Origin of the sequence: Salinivibrio siamensis (genome assembly GCF_001996005.1) — a bacterium.
GTDB classification, from domain to species: Bacteria; Pseudomonadota; Gammaproteobacteria; order Enterobacterales; family Vibrionaceae; genus Salinivibrio; species Salinivibrio siamensis.
The window spans coordinates 40,277-60,227 of record NZ_MUFB01000003.1 but is presented as its reverse complement, the minus strand read 5'-3'; the positions used below and the strand labels follow the sequence as shown (position 1 = coordinate 60,227).

Below are 19,951 nucleotides of genomic sequence, written 5' to 3'. Positions count from 1 at the left end.
GCTCACCATCTCGGTGACGACGCGCTCACGGCCTACTGGGCAGACCAATGCGACGCCCAGCAAGCTGGGGCCACTCATTGTAGGATGCGGCAGGCAGCCGCTCAATCAGGCTGGCGACAGCATCCGGAAACGGTGCGGGGCGACCGGTTTGCGTATCGATGCCCATCAGCATCTGCTCGCTGGTGGCCAGCACCTCACCTTGGCTATCACACATTTGCATAAACACATGCAGGCGCTTTTGATCCCGCGCTAACACGGTCACGTCGACCACCAAGGTCTGGCCTTGATGCGCCTCACGTCGGTAACACAAATGGGTTTCTAAGGTATAAATGGTGTAGCGATGTTGGGTGCGGCCTGCGTCATCCAAGCCAATGGTGGCCATCAACGCATCGACACCCAGCGAGAACACACGCGCGTACTCGGCGTCGTTCATGTGCCCGTTATAATCGACCCATTCGGGGGCGACGTCTATCTTTAACAGTGCCATTAGATGCGCCCTTCCAAACCTTCAGCCTCGGGCCAGTATTTTTGTACCAAGTCCAAAAGCTCGACCAAGAAGGCATCACGGCGACGGTCTAGCTCAGAGACCGGACGACCCGCGGCTTGGTGTTCACAGCCTTCGACCACTTTATCAATCAGCTCATCGGTCAGCTCAGGCGCTTCCAGCTTGGTCCACGGCAGTTTTAGCGCCGGGCCGAACTGCTCTAGCATATGGCGCATGCCCTGCTCGCCACCGGCCAAATGGAAGGTTAAGAAGGTGCCCATCAGCGACCAACGCAAGCCACAGCCATAAACCACCGCCGCATCAATCTCCTCGGTGGTCGCCACCCCATCGTTAACCAGGTGCAAGGCTTCACGCCACAGCGCTTCCATCAAGCGGTCAGCAATGTGCCCCTCGATTTCACGCTTAACCACCAAGGGACGCATTGCCAATTCTTGGTAGAGTGCATGGGCGCGATCAATATGATCGGATTGAGTGGCTTCGCCGCCCACCAATTCCACCAACGGCAGCAGATACACCGGATTAAAAGGATGCGCGACGATGACGCGTCCGGGAAGATGATCACAATCACTCTGCAGCTCGGTAGGCTTAAAGCCAGACGTCGATGAGCCAATAATCGCGTTTGGCGCCGCGGCCGCATCAATTGCCGCCAAGGTCTCACGCTTAATATCAATGCGCTCCGGCACGTTCTCTTGAACCAGATCGGCCTCTTTCACCGCCTGCTCAAGGCTATCAACAAAGGTTAACCGAGCAGGATCTGCGTCTTCAGCAAGGCCTAGCTTTTCTAACGATGGCCAGGCATTGGCCACGAAGGCACGGGTGCGAGTAGGCGCTTGTGGGTCGGGATCATAAGCAACCACGTCCCAGCCTTGCGCCAAGGCGCGCGCAATCCAACCATTACCAATCACGCCAGTGCCGATGACCGCTAACTGCTTACTCATTGGTCACCTCCTTCAACCGGCTTACCGGTTTTAGGGTCAACCAGTTTCAGCGCGGCGCGCGTTTGTGCAGGGGTCATAATACGACCGCCGAGGTTTTCAATGATAGTGCTCGCCTTTTCTACCAAGCCGCCGTTGGTCGCCATTACCCCTTTTTCCAGGTAGAGGTTATCTTCCAAACCCACGCGCGCATGGCCACCCAGCAACATGGCTTGCGCGACCATCGGCATCTGATGGCGACCAATTCCAAACGCCGCCCAGTTGGCGTTTTCCGGCAACTTATTGCGCATTGCCAGCATGGTTTCGGTGTCCGCTTCCGCGCCCCATGGAATGCCTAAACACAGCTGAAACAGCGGATCGCCCTCGAGCAAACCTTCTTTTTGTAGCTGACGCGCAAACCAAACGTGGCCTAAATCAAAGCACTCCAGCTCTGCTTTCACGCCCGCGGCCTGTACCATTCGGGCTTGCTCACGCAGCCAGTCAGCGGTGTTAATGTACACCATGTCGCCAAAATTCAGGCTGCCGCAATCTAAGGTACACAGCTCAGGCAAGAGCTCGCCCACTGGCGCATGGCGCTCGGCTGGGGTTTGCATATCGGTGCCCGGGCCACCACGGCTTGGGTCTTGGGCATCCGGCACCCAATCCCCGCCACCACCGCCGGTGATGTTCATGACAATATCGACGTCTGATTCGCGAACACGTTCCATCACCTCACGAAAGTGATCAATGTTGTGGCTAATGCCGCCTGTTTCAGGATCACGCACGTGAATATGAGCGACACTGGCACCAGCACGCGCCGCCTCAATACAGTTGTCGGCAATCTGTTTTGGCGTGATTGGCACATTGGGGTTTTTTCCCGTGGTATCGCCCGCACCGGTGACGGCGCAGGTAAGAATGACGCTGCGATTCATGTTCGGCCTCTTGTCGCTTGATTAAACTGGCCACAGTGTGTCCGGAATAACACGCTACAACTTGACACTAAGCGACATAAAAGCCACATGAAGAGACATTGTGGGTTAATGGCGGGCTGACGGAATGGCGCGAACAAATCACGGTAGAGCGCTAAACGTGATAGCGGTTACCGATGATAACGACACCCCCATTTGACCCAGCAGCGTTCTTGGACAATCAAGAAGCACTTCAAGCTTACTTAGACGAAGCGGTGCAAACGGGCGATCCCGCATTTATCGCCGATGCACTAGGCGTGGTCGCTCGTGCCAAAGGAATGGCAGATATCGCCAAGCAAACCGGTCTTTCACGAGAAACGCTCTACCGCACACTTAGCCAAAAAGGCAATCCCTCAAGACACTGATAGCGATTGTGAATGCGTTAGGGGTGGAGTTGAGGCTTGGTGACTCGAAGTCACAGAGTTCATAGTGACTATAGCGGTACTGCTATCAAAGGCTGGCAGGCCAGCAAATGTGACTAATAAAATGACTAAGCGCGCGCTGAATACTGCGGGCTTTGGGGTGCCAATAGACAGAGATCTGTTTTGCAAAAGCGAAAGCTAGTAATTGATGCATAACTCCAAAGTATGGAAAAATTTATATTATCCGTTCTGTGTCAACATTTTTCACATAGTCAATTGCTTAACACTTCACAAGGAATTATTATTTCATTGTGACGCTTAATTTAGTGTACACATTACCGAAGTGATTATAGCGAGATATTAGTAATGGCAGAAACTGGAAATATAGAGAAGCTCGCAAAAATAGTTTCCGATGATATATTTAAGTGGTTTAAGTGGGAAACTTGCTTGCCAAAAGATGAAAACTGGGAATGTGTAACAGATCATCATAGTAAATCTACTCACCCATCAGATGTTGTATTCTATTATGATGACCCATACTCGGGTGATACTAAATATCTAAACACTGACCTTAAGAGTTATAAGGCTGGCACTATCAATAAGAGCTCTGTTTCAAAGGCTCTTAAATCACTTGCAATGTCTGTTGATTGCGCAAACATTAGTGAAAGTTGGCAAAAAACATTTCTTCTGGATGATGTAGGGTTTGGGGCTGTTTCAGGGTTATTGTTCATCTACAACCATGACGATAAATACGACTATGACTTTTCTGACCTAATGGGAAGAGTAGATTTGAGGGAAATCCCACTTTTGGAAGACAAAGAAATTATTGTAATGGGGCCACATTTAATTAAGCGTCTTTATGATGTCGTAAGTGATATGCAAAAGCTGAAGGCTGATGATAAATTTCCTAGTCGTAAAGACTTCACTTTCTTTTATCCTGATTTGATTCGTGCACGTCGTTGTGGTGACGAATGGGATAAACCAGCTACAGTTGAAGCTTTAACATCACCTTGGTTAATTATCAAACATCGATCGGGGGATGACTTTGATAGTGGCTTTGTCATCTATTACCACCAGTCTGGGGAAACGGTTGATGAGTTCATCTATCTTATCGACGCTATGTCCCACTATCAGATGCTCAGTAGTGACTACATGATACGAGTTCGGTTTACTGATGCATGTAGGCATGCCTCAGTCAATTTTGAGAAAGCAAAACGTGAATATCTAAAAATGTGGGGGAATGACTCTGCCCGTGAGAAACAGATGGCGGCTATTGAAGCTGAAAGTATAACTAAGTTCACAACTTGCTTTAATCCCATGGAAATAGGAATGCGAGAAGATGTCTAAGATCAAAACTGGTCCTTCCATTTATATCCCAACTGATAAAAATATATTTGATGCTTTACAGCACAAGAAGGTAACTCACAGTGAGTTGGCTTCATTCCTAAGAGGAAGAGGCATTCTGGTCTCTAACAGCACTTCTAAAGATGCGTTAGTGGAAAAAATTAGCTCTCTAACACTTAGTCATTCTGATTTCAACTGGATTGGTAAGCTGCTAGAAAATCCAAACAGGAAAGATAAAACCACTCATTCCAAACTTAAGGGAGAAATAGAGGACGAGCAAATTCAAGCGGCATGCTCAGCAGTAAAGGCGAATTTGACTGCACTTGGTGATGATTCTGTAAAAGTTACTAAAAGTAGTGATACAACAACGCTAACGGTTAGTTATATTGAACATGACTTTAGAAAAACCGAGATGCGCCAGCGCACACTTAAGACTTGCGAAATAAAGCTTGAGAGAGATAAAGATGGGGTTGTAATGAAACTTCCATCAACAAAAAAGGCTAAAGAAGTTTCTGAGACGCTAAAAAAAGCTGTTCAAGCGCAGGTAGTAAAAGATACAGGTAATGAGCTAGAAGAGTTTTTAATTTCGTTACAATCTATTACTGACGCGGCATTTAGAAGCAAATTCTTTGACAACTTAATTCGCGATGTTCCTGGCTTTGAGTTTGATAATGTTTCTAGTGTTGATGTTTATCATTTGGAGCAAGTAGAGAAAGACGAGTTTGGTGAGGATGATGAGGATGATGAGGATGATACTGTTGAAGCTAGATTAGCTTCCTATATCAACAAGGCTGCTTTAGCAGGAGAAGGCGTATTAGATTCAACAGAATTTAAGCAGCTTCATAACCGAGGGTTTTATATTTACAAAATCATCTGGACGGCAATAAATAAAAGCCATGAAGGACCCAAGGTAGAGTTTGAGGCTCGTTTTGGTAGACCTGACTTATGTACGGAGTTTATGTATACCGTTAGAGGTATATATCCTTACAACTCTAGAACTCTTGAGCACAATGTCACCAGAAAAGCTGCGACTCCATATGAAAATGAGAAGTACAACGTCAATCTCAGAGATGCATCAGAGAAGGCTTTGGCCAAAACTCTTAATTTATATAAAAAGAAGGTATAGATAATGATTAAAGCAAAATGGCTATACTCTGAACTTCCTCTAAACCTCATTGAGTTGTCAAGGTTAATGAAGGAGCAGCAATATTCAGAAGAAGCTGGTTTAGGCTTTTTACTTTCTGTATCTACTTCTTCAAAGCTTTCAGGGAAGTATGTTGAGAGACAAGTCCAACGAAGTGTGGTTGAAAATCCATTTGGTGAAGTCACTGAGGTTGAATCGGTAAACTATTACACATGTCAGTTTAATTGGATCTCAGACTCTAAATACATGTACATAACTAATCCGCCTCGCTCGTTAAGGAAGTTTTTAAATAAACTACACGATATAATTGGTTTAGGGTTAGTGTTATCTGAAGTTAATGTAGCTCCTGAGCAATGGGTTAGTTACTTGGAGCACTCGACTGATTCTTTAAAAGTTACCCGGTTGTCCTCATATGGCATTCGTGTCTCGCACGGAGCTACTGCGAAAGTTACAGTGAATGGAGTAAAGGATATTAGGCGTGATTTTACTACTATCATTGCAGATAAGCGATATTTGATTGATAGTGCGAAATTTAAGGCTGAATTTGGCAGTTTGGAATTATTATGTGAGTTCACTAGGCTGGGTGTTTGTCGCTTAAAAACTGCCAATGTAAGTTTTGTGCTCGACAAGGTTAGGGAAGCATTAGAAAGAGCATTAATTAGTCAGGAATAAGAGTGAAACAGATTCTTGAACACTACCGATTTCCGCTAAAGTAATTAGTTCAATGATTTAGGAAACAGTGGGCTCTCGATACATAGGCGCTACCTAACATCATGAAAGCGGTAAATTCGCCCATTCTCGTTCAGCTCAGCAACCTTTCTCAAAGCCTCCGCAGGGGACAAACCAAACTTTCTGGTTAACACTACGAACAGATGATAGAACTCGGATTTTAAATCGGCTGCGAAGATCCCGGGATCATCAGATCCTAGGCAAATAGACATTGGTACATCACCTTCAATCGTCTCACCCGGCAAGCCCATCCAACGAAATATATGATGCTCACTAACTTCTCGATACTGGCTGATACGGGTATTACTGGTCGGTGGGCATTCAATCGCAATATTTCGATCTGCCATTTTCTCCATCACTGTCTGCTGCAATGAAACTAACGCTTCATCTGGCAAATACTCTAAGTCAACTTCAACGTATTCAGCACGCTTTTTTCGCACGTTATTAGCTGTCAGCCACTGTTGATACAACATCAGAGGCTTTTTCATACCCGCCGTCTTCGCCAACTCTCTAGCGTGTTCATACTCTTCCAACCAGAGGGATTTGGGTTTTAGTGGCTCATTTAATTCACCGAGCAGGCCTTCTGATTCAGCCAATACCCCCCTCAACTCGAACACTTTGTCGAGGGTTGTAATCGAAATATCTTCTTCAAGAGAAAACACATCGTGGGCTAAACTAACCGCTTCAATCGCTGCATCGCTGGCATAACGCAACCGTTCAGGATGGCTTCGAAACTCCCGCCAAATAAACACTAAATCGAGCAATCGCGTTTCTTTAGTCATAGACAAAGGTGAGGGCAAAGAGCGTTTCCAGGTGTTAGGCGTGATCCCAATAGCAGTGCAGTGACCAAGACGGTCTCCATTACGTAGAGGTAAAAACTTCAAAGCATCATCAATGGATCGAATACCACTAATCAAATGCGGAAAGTCCTCGCCTACATGATAGGTAAAATGGGCTATACTTGACTTGGCTAGTACCCGAAACAGAGGTCCAAACAACTCCGGTGGCGCGTGCATCTCATTAGCAGCGGCATCCACTCCTCGAATCCATCGTGTCAAGCGCGGTTCATACTTAAGGATGTCCGTTAGGATCGCTGCCTGATTCTTCAAATCCTTCAACAGCAAAGCGTAGGGATAGACTTCGTTTTTTTTGGGCATTCTCTTAATAAAATGTGGCACTAGCGCTAGGTCTGCGCATATATTGTTGGGTTTAACCTGCTCAAGATTATCGAGCGCCTGAGTGATGTTCAATGGCTGGGAGTGCACCCAGTCCACGGTCATATGCCCTTTAAGGTATTCCCAGTAACCGCGCAAAACTCTAAAGAGCAGCTTATGCATTTTGCTGGGGTCGTTCTTCGGAGCAAATCGCCCTTCCAGATAACGCACCTGCGAATACATACCGACACCATGCGCATGGTTGAAACGAGACAAATAAGACTTCTCGGTTTCTTCCCTTAGCTCCGTCATAGTGTACTTCTGAAACTGATCAAAACCGAAAAAATCGTCTCGCTGGACTAATAAAGTCAGATATTGATTTTGAATCAGCAGGTAGATCCACAATAGCCTCTCCAGCCCTTCCGGTGCGCCGTAACACCAACGTTCAAGCAAAAGTACCAGCAACTTAAATTCAGCCTCTTGGTTGTACTTTTCCTCCGTTGGCCACACTGTGGTAAAACCATGTTCTCTCCCCTCATGCAAAACCGTGCTATCCGCCAATTGCTGTGGATGCTGCAATGACATCATCCATTCTGGAAGCTCCATTCCCTGAGCCACTCGACAAAGAATTTCGCGAATATTGCTGGCAATCTGCAAACGATCCCTGAAAACCTCAGGCGTCAGGGAAGTATCAATTTGGGCACAGAGTTGCTTCACCTCTTGGGAAGCCCAACCCTTCTCAAAATCTCTGATAGTGACTTCTGGCTGCTTGAGGGCATCTAACCAACACTCTTCCGCACTTGTACTGCCATTCAGATGCTGGTGAGTTTCGTGCAAACGTTCGCGGATAATGTAGTCCTCTACCGCCGGGTGATAAGGGTACAAAGGCCAGCGGAAATTATATTCCTGGCAGTCAGACGCTGAGCCAAATACCTGATGACACGCCATAATTGGCAAGCTCGACACACGACTCATCAAAGTTTGCCATTCCGAGAACAAGGCGAGATCGACTTTGGGGCCGCCTTTCTCGTTTTTAACGAACTTTTCAGCAATCAAGCGTAAGGCAGCAATTGGGCCTATTTTCATGCTCCGCTGTTTTAGTTGTTGTTCCAAGGATAGCCAAGCCGATTTAGCGAAATGATCGGGCAAACTGCGCGCCTGTTCGTATTGAGTAAGGAAGACAGATGACGCCACCACTTCATCAAGTGATGACTCATACAGTGAGGCAGCGCTCAGGCGAGACAACAAATTTGTAGAATTAAGCAGAAAATATTCCATATCCAATCCTTACACGGCAGTTATTACTCTTCGCTTGCATTATCGCCAGAAAAAGAGTTGTCTCTATTACCAGCTGGTTTAGGGTATTTTGCACCTGCGATTGTGGCTACGTTCAGTGACATTATTGTTTTACTGGCAGTTTCCGATGTATAGCTTCCATTATGAGTATCACCCTTGAACAATTCGATAAATTCACTCTCCGACAAAAAATCGCTTTCTTTTGTGTCGGGATCAATTATTTCCGCAATAAGACTGCGCAGGCTTTCCTCTTTTCTATAGGACCTTGAAGAACAATTAACCCCTCCTAGAGGAAAAATGAACGGATGCAATATTGGGCAACTAATCAATAAAAAGAACAAAGGGTGAGTATCTTCCCATTTTTTTCCTTTATCCTTCAAATCGGCGTTAATTTCTTTTATTTTTTCCTCAAACACGTCAACCGAAGTAACCGGATTTAGCCTTAACCCTTCTCCAAGATATGTCTTATCACTAGACACATGATACAAACTCTCTTCAACTAAAACTGCATGAAGAAACGCCAGGACATTAAACCGCATAATCTTCGCAGCATTTGACTGGCTGGCTTTTCGACCATTATTCGAGTTGTTGTATATTCTGGTTTTATGCTGATCCGCCACATTGTTAAGGTTAAAATAGAGTCGCGTCCATACTTTACCAATTAACAGAGCCGATGGACGGATTGAAGATTCAATTTCACCAACTTTCTCAAGCCAACTCTCAACACTCCCGATAGCGCCAGAGAACTGTTCTCGGACTTCCTGCTCTTCTTTATCTCCTTCAACACTATCATTATGATTAACTTCAACATTCGTAGGCGAGATAACACTATCCGTACTTTTGTTTGACCCTTTCATTTCCGCGCGAGCGGCAGAATCGCTCCATGGAGGAACGATGCATGTTGGTTGTGCTATAGCTTTATTAAATGCATTAGCAATGGCAGTTCTTTCGCGATGACATGCAGAGATATCAGCGATAGCACCAATCAGATTGAAAACACTACTGAAGTCCATTAGATTGCTCGAAGCGACTGAGCTTAAGGAAGCTGCCATTGCTGATTTTGCCAAGTTCTTCTCTAAGTTAATATTAAACGCATTAAAACCTTCGGGTATGTTTGAACGTTTTTGGCGGTTTAACTGCACCATACCAAGAAAAACACCCGTCTTAGAATCATTGGGGCTGTTTGAAATTACAGCACAACATCGGTTAGCCCAATGGGAAGCACTTTCATTTCTACCCACCGACATATAGGCTAAATATTCACTAATAAGCTGTTCAGATTTACCACTATCATTCTCAGCCTGCAGCAGTCCGGTCACAAACTGGTTGAATATACTAACGGAGCCACAGCCAACCAAAAGCATCTGTAGGAATTTTGACAGACTTCCCTGACAATTCTCACTTACCTGGGAGGCTAAGTAAATCGAGCAATTTCTTAATGCCTCACTCTCGGACTGAGGTCGTAAATAAAATCCGGTATTGAAATCACGATCCTGTTTAACATAAGTAAAAACATCCTTACAAAGCGCATCCATGCCAAACCGGTGCTGTTCATAATTCAAGCCTGCTCGGTAAATACTACTTAGCATCGACCCATATAAAGAGTATCTAAGTAGTTTCGGAATTGATAACTCAATAGCTTTTCCTTTGTATTCTTGAGCGACATCATTTCTATGAGATTTAGAATAATACTTTTTAGGATAGAAGTCTTGTAACACCTGCATTAACAAACGAATTGGCTGTTTCAATAGCTCATCGACGTACATGTCTGCGTCGGAGCCTTCTCGAAGGTTTAAACCATTTCGAACAGCACTTCCAATTGCGTATCGGACTTCTATTGCATCCTGATCTTTCATACCAGGTTCAGTTTTAACTTTGATATTTTCTTCGCCGTACTCTTCCTTTTCTCCGACCAATTGCAGCATTGTTTTCAATTCAATCCTTTTCTGAACAGGAAATAGCTTTAATAGGTATTGCTGCTCAAGGTGCTCCACCATATAGCCCCTTTCTGCTAGACGAGCGCTTTCTTTTTCTTGGTCGAGCAAAGTTTTTCCGTAGTTTTCATACTGCTTACCGCGAATAAGCTGAGAGTAAAGGCGTAGATCTCCTGTAGCTACTACCACCAACTTCTGACCATTAAAGAACTTTCTAATAGATTCAAGTACATCCCAACCTGTGTCAAACTGTGTATCGATATCATCAAACGAAATCAAAAYGGCCTTGCAGGCTAAAATTTCACACGCAAAATCARCTAACTTATCAAATATTTCTGATAAATCTTGGCCACCGATAGAATAATCAAGCTGGGCATCCAGCTTCAAAGCATCACTGAAATATTCCGGCTTGTATTCTTTATCGGTTAACAGATGTAAACCGCGATGTAGCTGCTCCAATAGACCCTGCCATTGCTCCTTTTGCTTTGAGAAGAGACTCGATGACCAGCCCCCTTTTAATTTGTCGGATACCACTTTGTTCAAGCGAGCTGTCACTGTGACCAGAATCGGTTCGTGGCGTGGCAGCTTGGTTGGGTCGATAGTCGGAAGGCATTTTATATCAGTTCCTGCGTCGCTTCTGTCATTATTAAACCGCTCGACAACACTGTTAATAAAGGTAGTTTTACCCGCACCACGGGTACCATCAACAAAGAAAACGTTACGACCAGACTCATCAATAAACCGCGTAACGTCAGTCGAATCAGTTAACTCATTTCTATTAATAGAGTCGCGAATACCATCGACTAACTGATCGCGCAGTCCTTTCTGAATAAGGTCCCCCTCTTTAGTACTTCCGGGAAGATTGGGAGCAAACAAGTCAATAATGATTTCATCTCTCTTTTCGTTTTTTTTCGTATCTTTTATTTCTGCCTGCGTGTTATTAGTCATATCCGTATCGGTCCAGTCATTCTATTTTTGAGTCAGCCAGTGCATCAGAACTAGCCCTTAAATTTCCAAAGCATTGATTGATGCTATGCCCAATGCATCAGTTAATTAATTGATCAATTGATACACATCACAAAATGCGTATTCGATAAGTAAAACTTCACTTCACCCACTCTGGCGACTAAGTGATTCGTTTTGGCTATTAGGTACCACCACACGGAGGGGGATCGAGAAAATGAGATATAAAAAATTTCCCCTACTTCTCCCCCAAAAACCACCAATCTCCCCCCCTAATCCTTCCTATGCTGACTCTCCACTTCTTCGGCGAGCATGCCGTAGATCACTATTAGGTTATAACTGACCATGCCGAGGACTTGGCCGTTTTCGATCACGGGGGCGCGGCTGATGCCGAAGCGTTCAAATAAACGGGCGCAGTATTTCACATTCATATTGGGAGAGACGCTAAGCGCGGGTTTGGTCATAATTTCATAAACGTTGACCCGTGATGGCGCGCGGTTTTTGGCGAGCACTTTTTTGGCAATGTCGTTCATTAACACAATGCCGAATTCGTCATGCTCATCGCGTTTATTGACGATAATCGCTTTCACTTCTTGTTCGCGTGCAATGCGAATAGCTTCTTCGACCGTGGTGAGCCCATCAATACACACGGCATGGGCATGCATCACATCTCTTACCGTTTTATGTTGTTTCATAACTCGTCCTTCACCACTTCGGTTAATTCTCGCATTTGGTGGGCTACGCCCACGGCATCTTCCACATCAATTTGCACCGCGATGCCACTGCCGGAGGTGGCATCAAACTCGCCCACATCATTAATGGTTTCGAGTATGGTGCGCGCTAAGTGCTCTTCCACCAGGAAGATGGCCACGTCTCGCTGCACATCCAGCGTCAGCCCTAAAAAGGTTTTCTTTTTCACCAAGCCTTCGCCACGCGCGTTGTTAATAATGGTCGCGCCGGTAGCGCCGGCTTGTCTGGCGGCATCGAGCACCGCATCGGTTTTGGCATCTTCAATAAACGCCATGATTAATTTGAACCGCATAGGCTCTCCTTACGATGAACGCTGTGCGTGCTTTTTCTGTAAATAGGCTGTGATTTGGGCATAGCCCATCACGGTGATCATCGGAAACAAACTGGCAAACGCAATTAAGCCAAACCCATCGAGCATCGGGTTTCTTCCCGGTACGGTAGAGGCTAGCCCCAGCCCTAGCGCCGTCACCAAAGGCACGGTCACGGTTGAGGTGGTCACTCCTCCAGAATCATAGGCCAAAGGCACGATAAACGGCGGAGCAAAATAGGTTTGGATCACCACCACCACATAGCCGGTGATGATGTAGTAATGAAGCGGATCGCCCACCACAATGCGGTAGCACCCCAAGGCAATCCCCATGGCGACGCCCAGTGCCACTGAGGCACGTAAGCCGTTCACCCGGATCGCCCCGCCCGAGACTTTGGCGGCTTTAATCGCCACTGCAATCAATGAGGGTTCAGCCACCGTGGTGCTAAAGCCAATCGCTGCGGCAAATAGATACACCCAGTAATAGGCTTGCCAGTCGATCTCGCCGCCTGCTTTGAGTGCTGCGCCGACAAAGTCGGGAGCGGTCAGCTGCTCGGCCATCGACGAACCGAGTGGGAATAGCGCCAACTCGAGCCCCATTAAAAACAGGCTCAAGCCGAGAATGACATAGAAAAAGCCGAGAAAGATCCGTTTGGGGTTGTTGAGCGCTTTGCGCAATACAAACAGCTGAAAGCCAAAGATGATCGCGATAATCGGGATCACATCGCGCACGGTGGAGAAAAAGGTGTCGAGGAACAGGGTGAGTGGATTATTCATGCCACCACCATGCCGTAGGCCATCACGAAGATCATCGGAGACAGGGAGGCAAAGGCAATCAAGCCAAAGCCATCCACCATGGGGTTGCGCCCTTTGATCACGGTCGCCAGTCCCACGCCGAGCGCGGTGACCAATGGCACCGTGATGGTCGAGGTGGTCACCCCACCTGAGTCATAGGCAATGCCGATAATACTCGGCGGTGCGACCATGGTCATCGCCACCACCAGCAAATAGCCGCCAATAATCAAACGGTGGATCGGCCAGCCTTTCATGATTCGCACCACCCCCAGCACAATCGCAAACCCAACCGAGAGCGCCACGGTTAGCCGCAGACCGTTGGCGTAGCTGTCTTTGGCCGCTTCGCTGGTGTGTATCATCCCGCCGTTAGCGGCGACATCTGCCGCCTCTGCCGCCACCGCGGTGAGTGCGGGCTCGGCAATGGTGGTGCCAAAGCCGAGCAAAAACGCGAACGCAATCAACCAACCTAAGCTACCTTTATGGGCAAGGGAGTGCGCCATGGATTCGCCAATCGGGAATAGCCCCATGTCTAAGCCGTATACAAATAAGGTCAGCCCGACGACCACCAGCACCAACCCAAAGGTGATGGATATCCAATTCGGCAGCGGTTGTTGCAGAACAATCACTTGAAAAAAGCCAATCACTAGGATGATAGGTAAGAGATCGCGAAAGCTTCCTAGCAATGATTTGAATAACGCTTGCATGTAGGCGACATGACTCCCTGCGCAATAAAATGAAAAACGCACCTTTTATGTGCCTATTTATGTTAGCACTCCCAATTTGGGGTGCGAGGAGCAGAAGATAAAACTGCGCGATCAAACCGATTTTGGTTGCGGCACGTAACAGGATACAAAGCAATCACTTGCGCTAAGTCTAAAACCCTCTTAGCGTTAGTAATAATCACCATTACCCGACGTTAGGACATCAGGCATGAAACTCTTAATCACTGGCGGCACTGGCCTGATTGGTCAGGCGTTAATTCCACGCTTGCTGACCGAGCATCAGATCACTGTGTTATCCCGCTCCAAGCAAAAGGTCTCCCAGTGCTTTGGCGATAAGGTCACCCCGTTAGAGCGGCTTGATGACCTCCCTCACCTCAATGATATTGATGCCATTATTAATTTGGCCGGTGAGCCGATTGCCGATAAACGCTGGAGTGAGCAGCAAAAAGGGATTATCTGCACCAGCCGCTGGGGGCTAACCGAAAAACTGGTGGAGAAAATTCATGCCAGCAGCACCCCACCACACACCTTTATTAGCGGCTCGGCAGTAGGCTATTACGGCGATCAGCAAGATCGCAGCTTTGACGAAACCTTGGTGGTCCATGCCGATGATTTTGCCCAACATGTGTGTCATCAGTGGGAGAAAATTGCCTTAAAAGGCGCGTCGCAACAAACGCGGGTGTGCTTGCTGCGTACCGGCGTGGTGTTAAGCGCTGAAGGTGGTGCGCTAAAGCGGATGATGCTGCCGTATAAACTCGGGTTGGGCGGCCCAATTGGCAAAGGCCAGCAATACATGCCGTGGATTCATATTGATGATATGGTCGGTGCGATTATCCATCTGCTCAACACCCCTGAGCTCAAGGGGCCGTTTAATTGCACCGCGCCAGAGCCGGTCACCAATAAACGTTTTAGCCAGGCGCTCGCCCGTGCTTTAAAACGCCCACATGTGTTCTTTGTCCCCACACTGGCAATTAAAACCATGATGGGCGAAGCCTCGCATTTGCTGCTCGATAGCCAGCGCGCCCTGCCTCACGCACTCGAAGATGCGGGCTTTCAATTCCAGCACCCCAAGGTGGAAGAAGCCATGCAGTCACTTTTTAAATAGCGGCTCTTTTCTATCACACAGCGTGTTACTTGCTAGCCATTCTGCACAAAAAAGCGGGTATCAATTTTCTTGATACCCGCTTTGTTATCGACGAATCAGACACGTTTTATCGCGTTAACGCCGTTGCGGGTCAATCAGTTTACGCAGCATCGAGGCCACCGTGACAAACACCAGCGCCACCGCCAACACCGGCAACACCGCCCAAAGCTCAGGGTGCAGGCGTACCTCCATTTCAAAGCCCCATTTCAGCAGGCCGACCATCGCCGCTTCTGCGCCGAGCACTGCCATTAAGCCCGATACAAAGGCCATCACGCCGTATTCGCTCCACAAGGTGCGTTGAATACGAGTGCGGCTCGCGCCTAAGGTGCGGTAGAGGTTTATCTCCTGCTGGCGTTCGCTCAGGCTGATACGCAGCAAAGTCAGTAGCAGCAACAAGCCACTGATCACCGCCAGCCCTGCCAAGACCGAAAGCGACAAGCCAATTTGACGCAAAATCGACTGAATACGGCTACTCATGGTGCGCAAATCAAGCAGCGTGACGGTCGGATACTCCCGCGCCAAGCGATTGAGCAGCGGGGTTTGTGATTCATCGAGCCTGAAGCTCACCAGCCAGTTAGCGGGTTTGTCGGCGAGCGTCTCGCGGTCGAAAATAAAGTAGAAGTTAGGCCGCATATTGCGCCACTCGACTTCACGAATCGAGTTCACCGTGGCGGTAAAGTCTTGGCCGGTCACGCTAAAGGTCAGGCTATCGCCAATCTCAATCTCCAAACGCTCGGCAATGTCGGCCTCTACCGACACGCCATTCTCGGTTGGCCAGTCTCCGGCAATCACCTCGTTGTGCGACGGCAAGCTGTCACGCCAGGTAAAATTAAGCTCGCGGCGCAAGGCCTCATCCGCTTCATCGCGCTCGGCCTCGTCGGTTGGGAGCTGATAACGCTCACCGTTTTTGCCCACCAGCCGGCCACGCACTATGGGGTAGGCATCGGAGCGCATTAGGCTGGCTTCGTCGAGTTCACCCACATAGTCTTGCTGCTCACTCGGGGCGATATTCAGCGCAAACACATTAGGCGCATCGGGCGGCAGCATCCGTCCCCAATCGGCAAGCAAATCGGTGCGCAGCAGCCAGATAATCGCCAAGAGCATAAAGGAGATCGCCAGCGCCCCTAACTGCACGCTGCTGGCCAGTTTGTTGCGGGTAATTCGGCTTAAGGCGAGCTTGACCGACGGCGCACGCACCCGTGATTTCACCAACCTAAGCAGGCCTAACCCTGCCAGCGCCAGCAAGACGATCATCACCGCCATCGCCCCCAGCACTGTCCATAGCAAGGTGTTGTCAAACGCCCACAGTGCAAGCGCCCCCACAGGTATCGCAATCAAAACAGCCGCGGTGCCACGACGGCGACGTCCGATGGCAGCCTGCGATTGCACGGCGGCCAACGCGGGCGCATCCAGCAGTTTAAGCAGCGGCACCCCCAAGGCTGGCAGCGCCACCAACAGCGCGACACCGGGCGCAAGCACCCAAGGCACCCAGCCATAGCTTGGTAATGGCGAAGGCAGCACATCGGTCAGCGGCAAGCGCAATAACACTTCAAGCGTGTAACCGGCAGCCAAGCCCACGGCGGTAGCAAGGACAAACAATAAGGTTAACTGCCGAGCCAACCAGCGTCGCACCCATTGTTGGCTAGCGCCGAGGCTTTTTAGCATCGCCACCAAATCCGCACGGCTTTTGGCATAGTGCTGACAGGTTAAGGTTAACGTCGCCGCGGCCATCACAATCACCAGCACCACGGTTAACGACAAGTACTGACGGCTGCGATCCAGCATATCGCCAGTGCGATCGGAGGTGTTTTCATCCACCCAGCGCTCGCCATCTTGCAGCGTGTAGCTGGCTTTAGCTGCACTTAAGCTGGGCTCGTCACCGGTTAAAAAGTAGCGATAGCGCACCCGACTGCCTTCGCGCACCACGCCCGCAGCCGGCACATCGGCACGGTGCATCATCACCGCGGGCATTTGGCTAAAGGGGTTAAATGAGAGCTCCGGCTCTGCGGCCAAGGTGCCGCTCACATTTAAATCGAGGTTACCAATCGAGACGCTGTCGCCGGGTTTGACATCCAGCAAGCTGAACACCCGCTCAGACAGCCATAGTTCACCGGGTTGAATGCGGCGGTCACCGCCAATCGCTTGGCCGTTTTGCTCCAGCACCAAGTCTCCGCGCAGCGGATAAAGGCTGTCCACCGCTTTTACACTCACCAGCTGCATGTTTTGCTCGCTGAACGCCATGGTGCCAAAGCGGGTTTGGGCAGATACCGTAGCGCCGGCTTGTTTAAACGCCTCAATTTGTTCGGTATTAAGCGCCTGACGAGTACGCAGGACGGTATCGGCGGCAATCAGGTTGCGCCCTTGCTGGGTGAGCACGTTTTCAATGCGATCGGCCAGTGCTGACAGCGCAAACACACAGGTGATGATCAGTGCCAGCGCCACCGCTACTGGCCAAATTTGCCCGTGTAACAGTTCACGCCACGCCCAGCGATTGAGTAGTCCGTTTTTACTCGCCATTCACTCGCTCCTGTAGTTTGCCGCTGTCCATCATCAAGGTACGCTGACAACGCTTTGCCAGCGCCGGATCGTGGGTGACCAATACCAAGGTGGTGCCATGCTTTTCGTTCAACTCAAACAATAAATCGATGATGGTCGCCGCGGTTTTTTGGTCAAGGTTGCCGGTCGGCTCATCGGCAAACAGCACTTGTGGGCGGATAATAAAGGCGCGCGCCAGAGCCACCCGTTGCTGCTCCCCGCCAGAGAGCTGTGAAGGTAAGTGTGTTTCCCGTCCTTGTAACCCTACCGAGGCCAGCAGTTGCTTGGCACGGGTTTCATCTTCTTCCTCACCGCGAATAGTCAGCGGCAGCATCACGTTCTCAAGCGCGTTCAGTGAGGGCACCAGTAAAAAACTTTGGAACACAAACCCTACCGATTCGGCTCGCAGCGCCGCGCGCGCATCTTCATCCAAGGTGGAAAGCTTGTGGCCAAGCAGATCGACCTCGCCTTCACTGGGCGTATCTAATCCGGCAAGCAAGGTCATCAAGGTGGATTTTCCTGCGCCGGACACACCCATTAATGCAATCGACTCGCCTGCCTCGATTTGTAGCGAGACATCCTGCAGAATGGTAAGCGGTTGTTCGCGTGTCACGACATGTTTTGCAATTTTTTCGGCTCGAATAACAGGAGAGGCCATGTTACGCATCCTTACTTTGTTGTGTTTTTTGTGGGTGAGCAGTGCCAGTGCACAAACGCTCCTTGTCCTTGGTGACAGCTTAAGCGCTGGCTACCAAATGGCGGCTGAACAAGCCTGGCCTGCTAAGCTACCGCGCGCGCTCGAAGAACATAATGTCGAGGTTGAGGTGATTAACGCCAGTATTTCTGGCGACACCACCGCCAATGGCCTGCAGCGTCTGCCGCAATTATTAGAACACCACCAGCCCGAATGGGTGCTGATTGAACTCGGCGGCAACGATGGCCTACGCGGTTGGCCATTTAAACGTATACGAGACAACCTTAAGCAATTGATCACTCAAACCCGCGCGGCCGATGCCACGCCTTTGTTGGTACAAATCCAAATCCCGCCTAATTATGGTCAGCGCTATGCACAAGGGTTTGCTGATATTTATCCTACACTGGCAGCGCAAACACAAACCCCCTTGCTGCCCTTTTTTATGGAGACTGTGATCCAAAAGCCTGAATGGATGCGTGATGATGGCATTCACCCGATGCCCGCCGCACAAGCTTGGATTGCCGATTTTATGGCAGAAAAGCTCGCGCCTTATTTATCCGACGCGCCACAATCATGAGTGAGGATGTCATGGAAACGGCTTCGCCATTAAACAACGCCATTTTAATCACCGGCTGCTCCACCGGCATCGGCTATGCCTGCGCCAAAGCTTTGCATGAGCAAGGGCACACGGTGATTGCCAGTTGCCGAAAGCCAGACGATGTCAGCCGGTTACAGCAAGAAGGCTTAACCTGTATTCAATTGGATGTGTCAGACACGACCAGCATCAACCAGGCAGTCGAGGCGGTTGAGCAAATGACAGGCGGCAAACTCTTTGCACTGTTTAATAACGGTGCTTATGGCCAACCCGGCGCGCTGGAAGATTTGCCCACCGATGCCTTACGCGCTCAGTTTGAGACCAATGTGTTTGGCTGGCACCATTTAACCCAAGCCTTATTGCCGATGCTGCTTAATTACGGCGAAGGACGCATTGTGCAAAACAGCTCGGTGCTGGGCATCGTGGCATTGAAGTATCGCGGTGCCTATAACGCCAGCAAGTTTGCCCTCGAAGGCTGGACCGATACTTTGCGTTTAGAGCTGAGCGACACACCGATTAAGGTGAGCTTGATTGAGCCTGGCCCAATTGAAACGGCATTTCGTGCCAATGCGCTCAGCGCCTTTAAACACTGGGTCGACCTCAATAAAAGCCGTCATCAGCAGGCCTACCAAGCCCAACTTGACCGCCTCGCGGCGGACGAAGGCGGCAACAAATATACGTTGCCTGCCGACGCGCTTGTCGCGCCGCTGACGCATGCCTTGTTCTCGCCTCGCCCCAAAGTGCGTTATCGCGTGACCCAACCGACAGTGTGGATGGCAATCCTCAAACGGCTCCTTCCCAGTCGTTGGCTCGATCGGGTATTGCTCAAAGGCGGTTGATGCAACAGCGAAAAAACCACCACAAAAGCGTGGCTGCTGTCGCATTTGTCATACTTTTGTCATAGACGAGCGCTAATCTGGTAGTCACTGGTGGACAACGTCCGTTAGGACACTGTCCATCGACAACGCAACATCCTCGATAACAATCATAAAGGAGCCGGCTGATGACCTTGCATCAATTGAACTGGCTCTGCTTGAGCGTCGCTTTGTGCGTGGTGCTCGTGTTGTAACTCGCACTTGCTTTGTAATGACTTCGC

General features: G+C 49.1%; 18 protein-coding genes. 7 read left to right on the top strand and 11 right to left on the bottom strand.

The window, feature by feature from the left end; translation table 11 throughout:
- Positions 1 to 25: 25 nt before the first annotated feature.
- Genes BZG73_RS02670 through BZG73_RS02660 form a run of 3 tightly spaced genes read right to left on the bottom strand, consistent with a single transcriptional unit; the run spans position 26 to position 2,351 of the window.
- Positions 26 to 487: a thioesterase family protein gene (locus BZG73_RS02670; protein WP_077667505.1), complete on the bottom strand. Its 462-nt coding sequence runs from the start codon at positions 485 to 487 to the stop codon at positions 26 to 28.
- On the bottom strand, positions 487 to 1,443 hold the full coding sequence (locus tag BZG73_RS02665) for an L-carnitine dehydrogenase (protein WP_077667504.1): 957 nt from the start codon (positions 1,441 to 1,443) through the stop codon (positions 487 to 489). The genes BZG73_RS02670 and BZG73_RS02665 overlap by 1 nt, the downstream gene beginning before the upstream one ends.
- Positions 1,440 to 2,351, bottom strand: coding sequence for a BKACE family enzyme (locus BZG73_RS02660; protein ID WP_074213135.1), 912 nt, complete (start codon positions 2,349 to 2,351; stop codon positions 1,440 to 1,442). The genes BZG73_RS02665 and BZG73_RS02660 overlap by 4 nt, the downstream gene beginning before the upstream one ends.
- Positions 2,352 to 2,524: 173 nt before the next feature.
- Between BZG73_RS02660 and BZG73_RS02655 the strand changes: the two genes are divergently transcribed.
- From BZG73_RS02655 to BZG73_RS02640, 4 genes are all read left to right on the top strand, one after another.
- Positions 2,525 to 2,752: an addiction module antidote protein gene (locus BZG73_RS02655; protein ID WP_235606004.1), complete on the top strand. Its 228-nt coding sequence runs from the start codon at positions 2,525 to 2,527 to the stop codon at positions 2,750 to 2,752.
- A gap of 363 nt (positions 2,753 to 3,115) precedes the next feature.
- Positions 3,116 to 4,096, top strand: a complete 981-nt coding sequence (locus tag BZG73_RS02650; protein ID WP_077667503.1) for a hypothetical protein — start codon at positions 3,116 to 3,118, stop codon at positions 4,094 to 4,096.
- Complete coding sequence (locus tag BZG73_RS02645; RefSeq protein ID WP_077667502.1) at positions 4,089 to 5,219, top strand: hypothetical protein; 1,131 nt, start codon at positions 4,089 to 4,091, stop codon at positions 5,217 to 5,219. The genes BZG73_RS02650 and BZG73_RS02645 overlap by 8 nt, the downstream gene beginning before the upstream one ends.
- A 3-nt stretch (positions 5,220 to 5,222) precedes the next feature.
- Positions 5,223 to 5,909, top strand: coding sequence for a hypothetical protein (locus BZG73_RS02640; protein WP_077667501.1), 687 nt, complete (start codon positions 5,223 to 5,225; stop codon positions 5,907 to 5,909).
- Positions 5,910 to 5,998: 89 nt separating this feature from the next.
- Here BZG73_RS02640 and BZG73_RS02635 read toward each other — a convergent pair whose 3' ends face one another.
- From BZG73_RS02635 to BZG73_RS02610, 6 genes are all read right to left on the bottom strand, one after another.
- On the bottom strand, positions 5,999 to 8,398 hold the full coding sequence (locus BZG73_RS02635) for an amidohydrolase family protein (RefSeq protein WP_077667500.1): 2,400 nt from the start codon (positions 8,396 to 8,398) through the stop codon (positions 5,999 to 6,001).
- A gap of 23 nt (positions 8,399 to 8,421) precedes the next feature.
- Complete coding sequence (locus BZG73_RS02630; RefSeq protein ID WP_077667499.1) at positions 8,422 to 11,298, bottom strand: archaeal ATPase; 2,877 nt, start codon at positions 11,296 to 11,298, stop codon at positions 8,422 to 8,424.
- Positions 11,299 to 11,585: 287 nt separating this feature from the next.
- Complete coding sequence (locus BZG73_RS02625; protein ID WP_025674526.1) at positions 11,586 to 12,008, bottom strand: CBS domain-containing protein; 423 nt, start codon at positions 12,006 to 12,008, stop codon at positions 11,586 to 11,588.
- Positions 12,005 to 12,355 (bottom strand): P-II family nitrogen regulator, encoded by a 351-nt coding sequence (locus tag BZG73_RS02620; protein WP_025674528.1) that lies wholly within the window; start codon positions 12,353 to 12,355, stop codon positions 12,005 to 12,007. Before BZG73_RS02620 ends, BZG73_RS02625 begins: the two co-directional genes overlap by 4 nt.
- Before the next feature lie 9 nt (positions 12,356 to 12,364).
- Positions 12,365 to 13,147, bottom strand: coding sequence for a DUF1538 domain-containing protein (locus BZG73_RS02615; protein ID WP_046073675.1), 783 nt, complete (start codon positions 13,145 to 13,147; stop codon positions 12,365 to 12,367).
- Positions 13,144 to 13,869: a DUF1538 domain-containing protein gene (locus BZG73_RS02610; protein WP_046073676.1), complete on the bottom strand. Its 726-nt coding sequence runs from the start codon at positions 13,867 to 13,869 to the stop codon at positions 13,144 to 13,146. The genes BZG73_RS02615 and BZG73_RS02610 overlap by 4 nt, the downstream gene beginning before the upstream one ends.
- Positions 13,870 to 14,095: 226 nt before the next feature.
- On the opposite strand from BZG73_RS02610, the gene BZG73_RS02605 reads away from it, so the two are divergent.
- The gene (locus BZG73_RS02605; RefSeq protein WP_077578575.1) at positions 14,096 to 14,992 is read left to right on the top strand and encodes a TIGR01777 family oxidoreductase; all 897 of its coding nucleotides are present in this window, start codon (positions 14,096 to 14,098) and stop codon (positions 14,990 to 14,992) included.
- A 114-nt stretch (positions 14,993 to 15,106) separates the two neighbouring features.
- On the opposite strand, the gene BZG73_RS02600 is transcribed toward BZG73_RS02605, so the two are convergent.
- Positions 15,107 to 17,548 (bottom strand): ABC transporter permease, encoded by a 2,442-nt coding sequence (locus BZG73_RS02600; RefSeq protein ID WP_077667498.1) that lies wholly within the window; start codon positions 17,546 to 17,548, stop codon positions 15,107 to 15,109.
- Positions 17,538 to 18,224: an ABC transporter ATP-binding protein gene (locus tag BZG73_RS02595; protein ID WP_077667497.1), complete on the bottom strand. Its 687-nt coding sequence runs from the start codon at positions 18,222 to 18,224 to the stop codon at positions 17,538 to 17,540. Before BZG73_RS02595 ends, BZG73_RS02600 begins: the two co-directional genes overlap by 11 nt.
- Between BZG73_RS02595 and tesA the strand changes: the two genes are divergently transcribed.
- Together tesA and BZG73_RS02585 are read left to right on the top strand one after the other, a co-directional pair.
- On the top strand, positions 18,223 to 18,837 hold the full coding sequence (gene tesA / locus BZG73_RS02590; RefSeq protein ID WP_077667496.1) for a multifunctional acyl-CoA thioesterase I/protease I/lysophospholipase L1: 615 nt from the start codon (positions 18,223 to 18,225) through the stop codon (positions 18,835 to 18,837). The genes BZG73_RS02595 and tesA overlap by 2 nt on opposite strands.
- A gap of 11 nt (positions 18,838 to 18,848) precedes the next feature.
- Positions 18,849 to 19,694, top strand: coding sequence for an SDR family oxidoreductase (locus BZG73_RS02585; protein ID WP_077667495.1), 846 nt, complete (start codon positions 18,849 to 18,851; stop codon positions 19,692 to 19,694).
- Positions 19,695 to 19,951 lie beyond the last annotated feature (257 nt).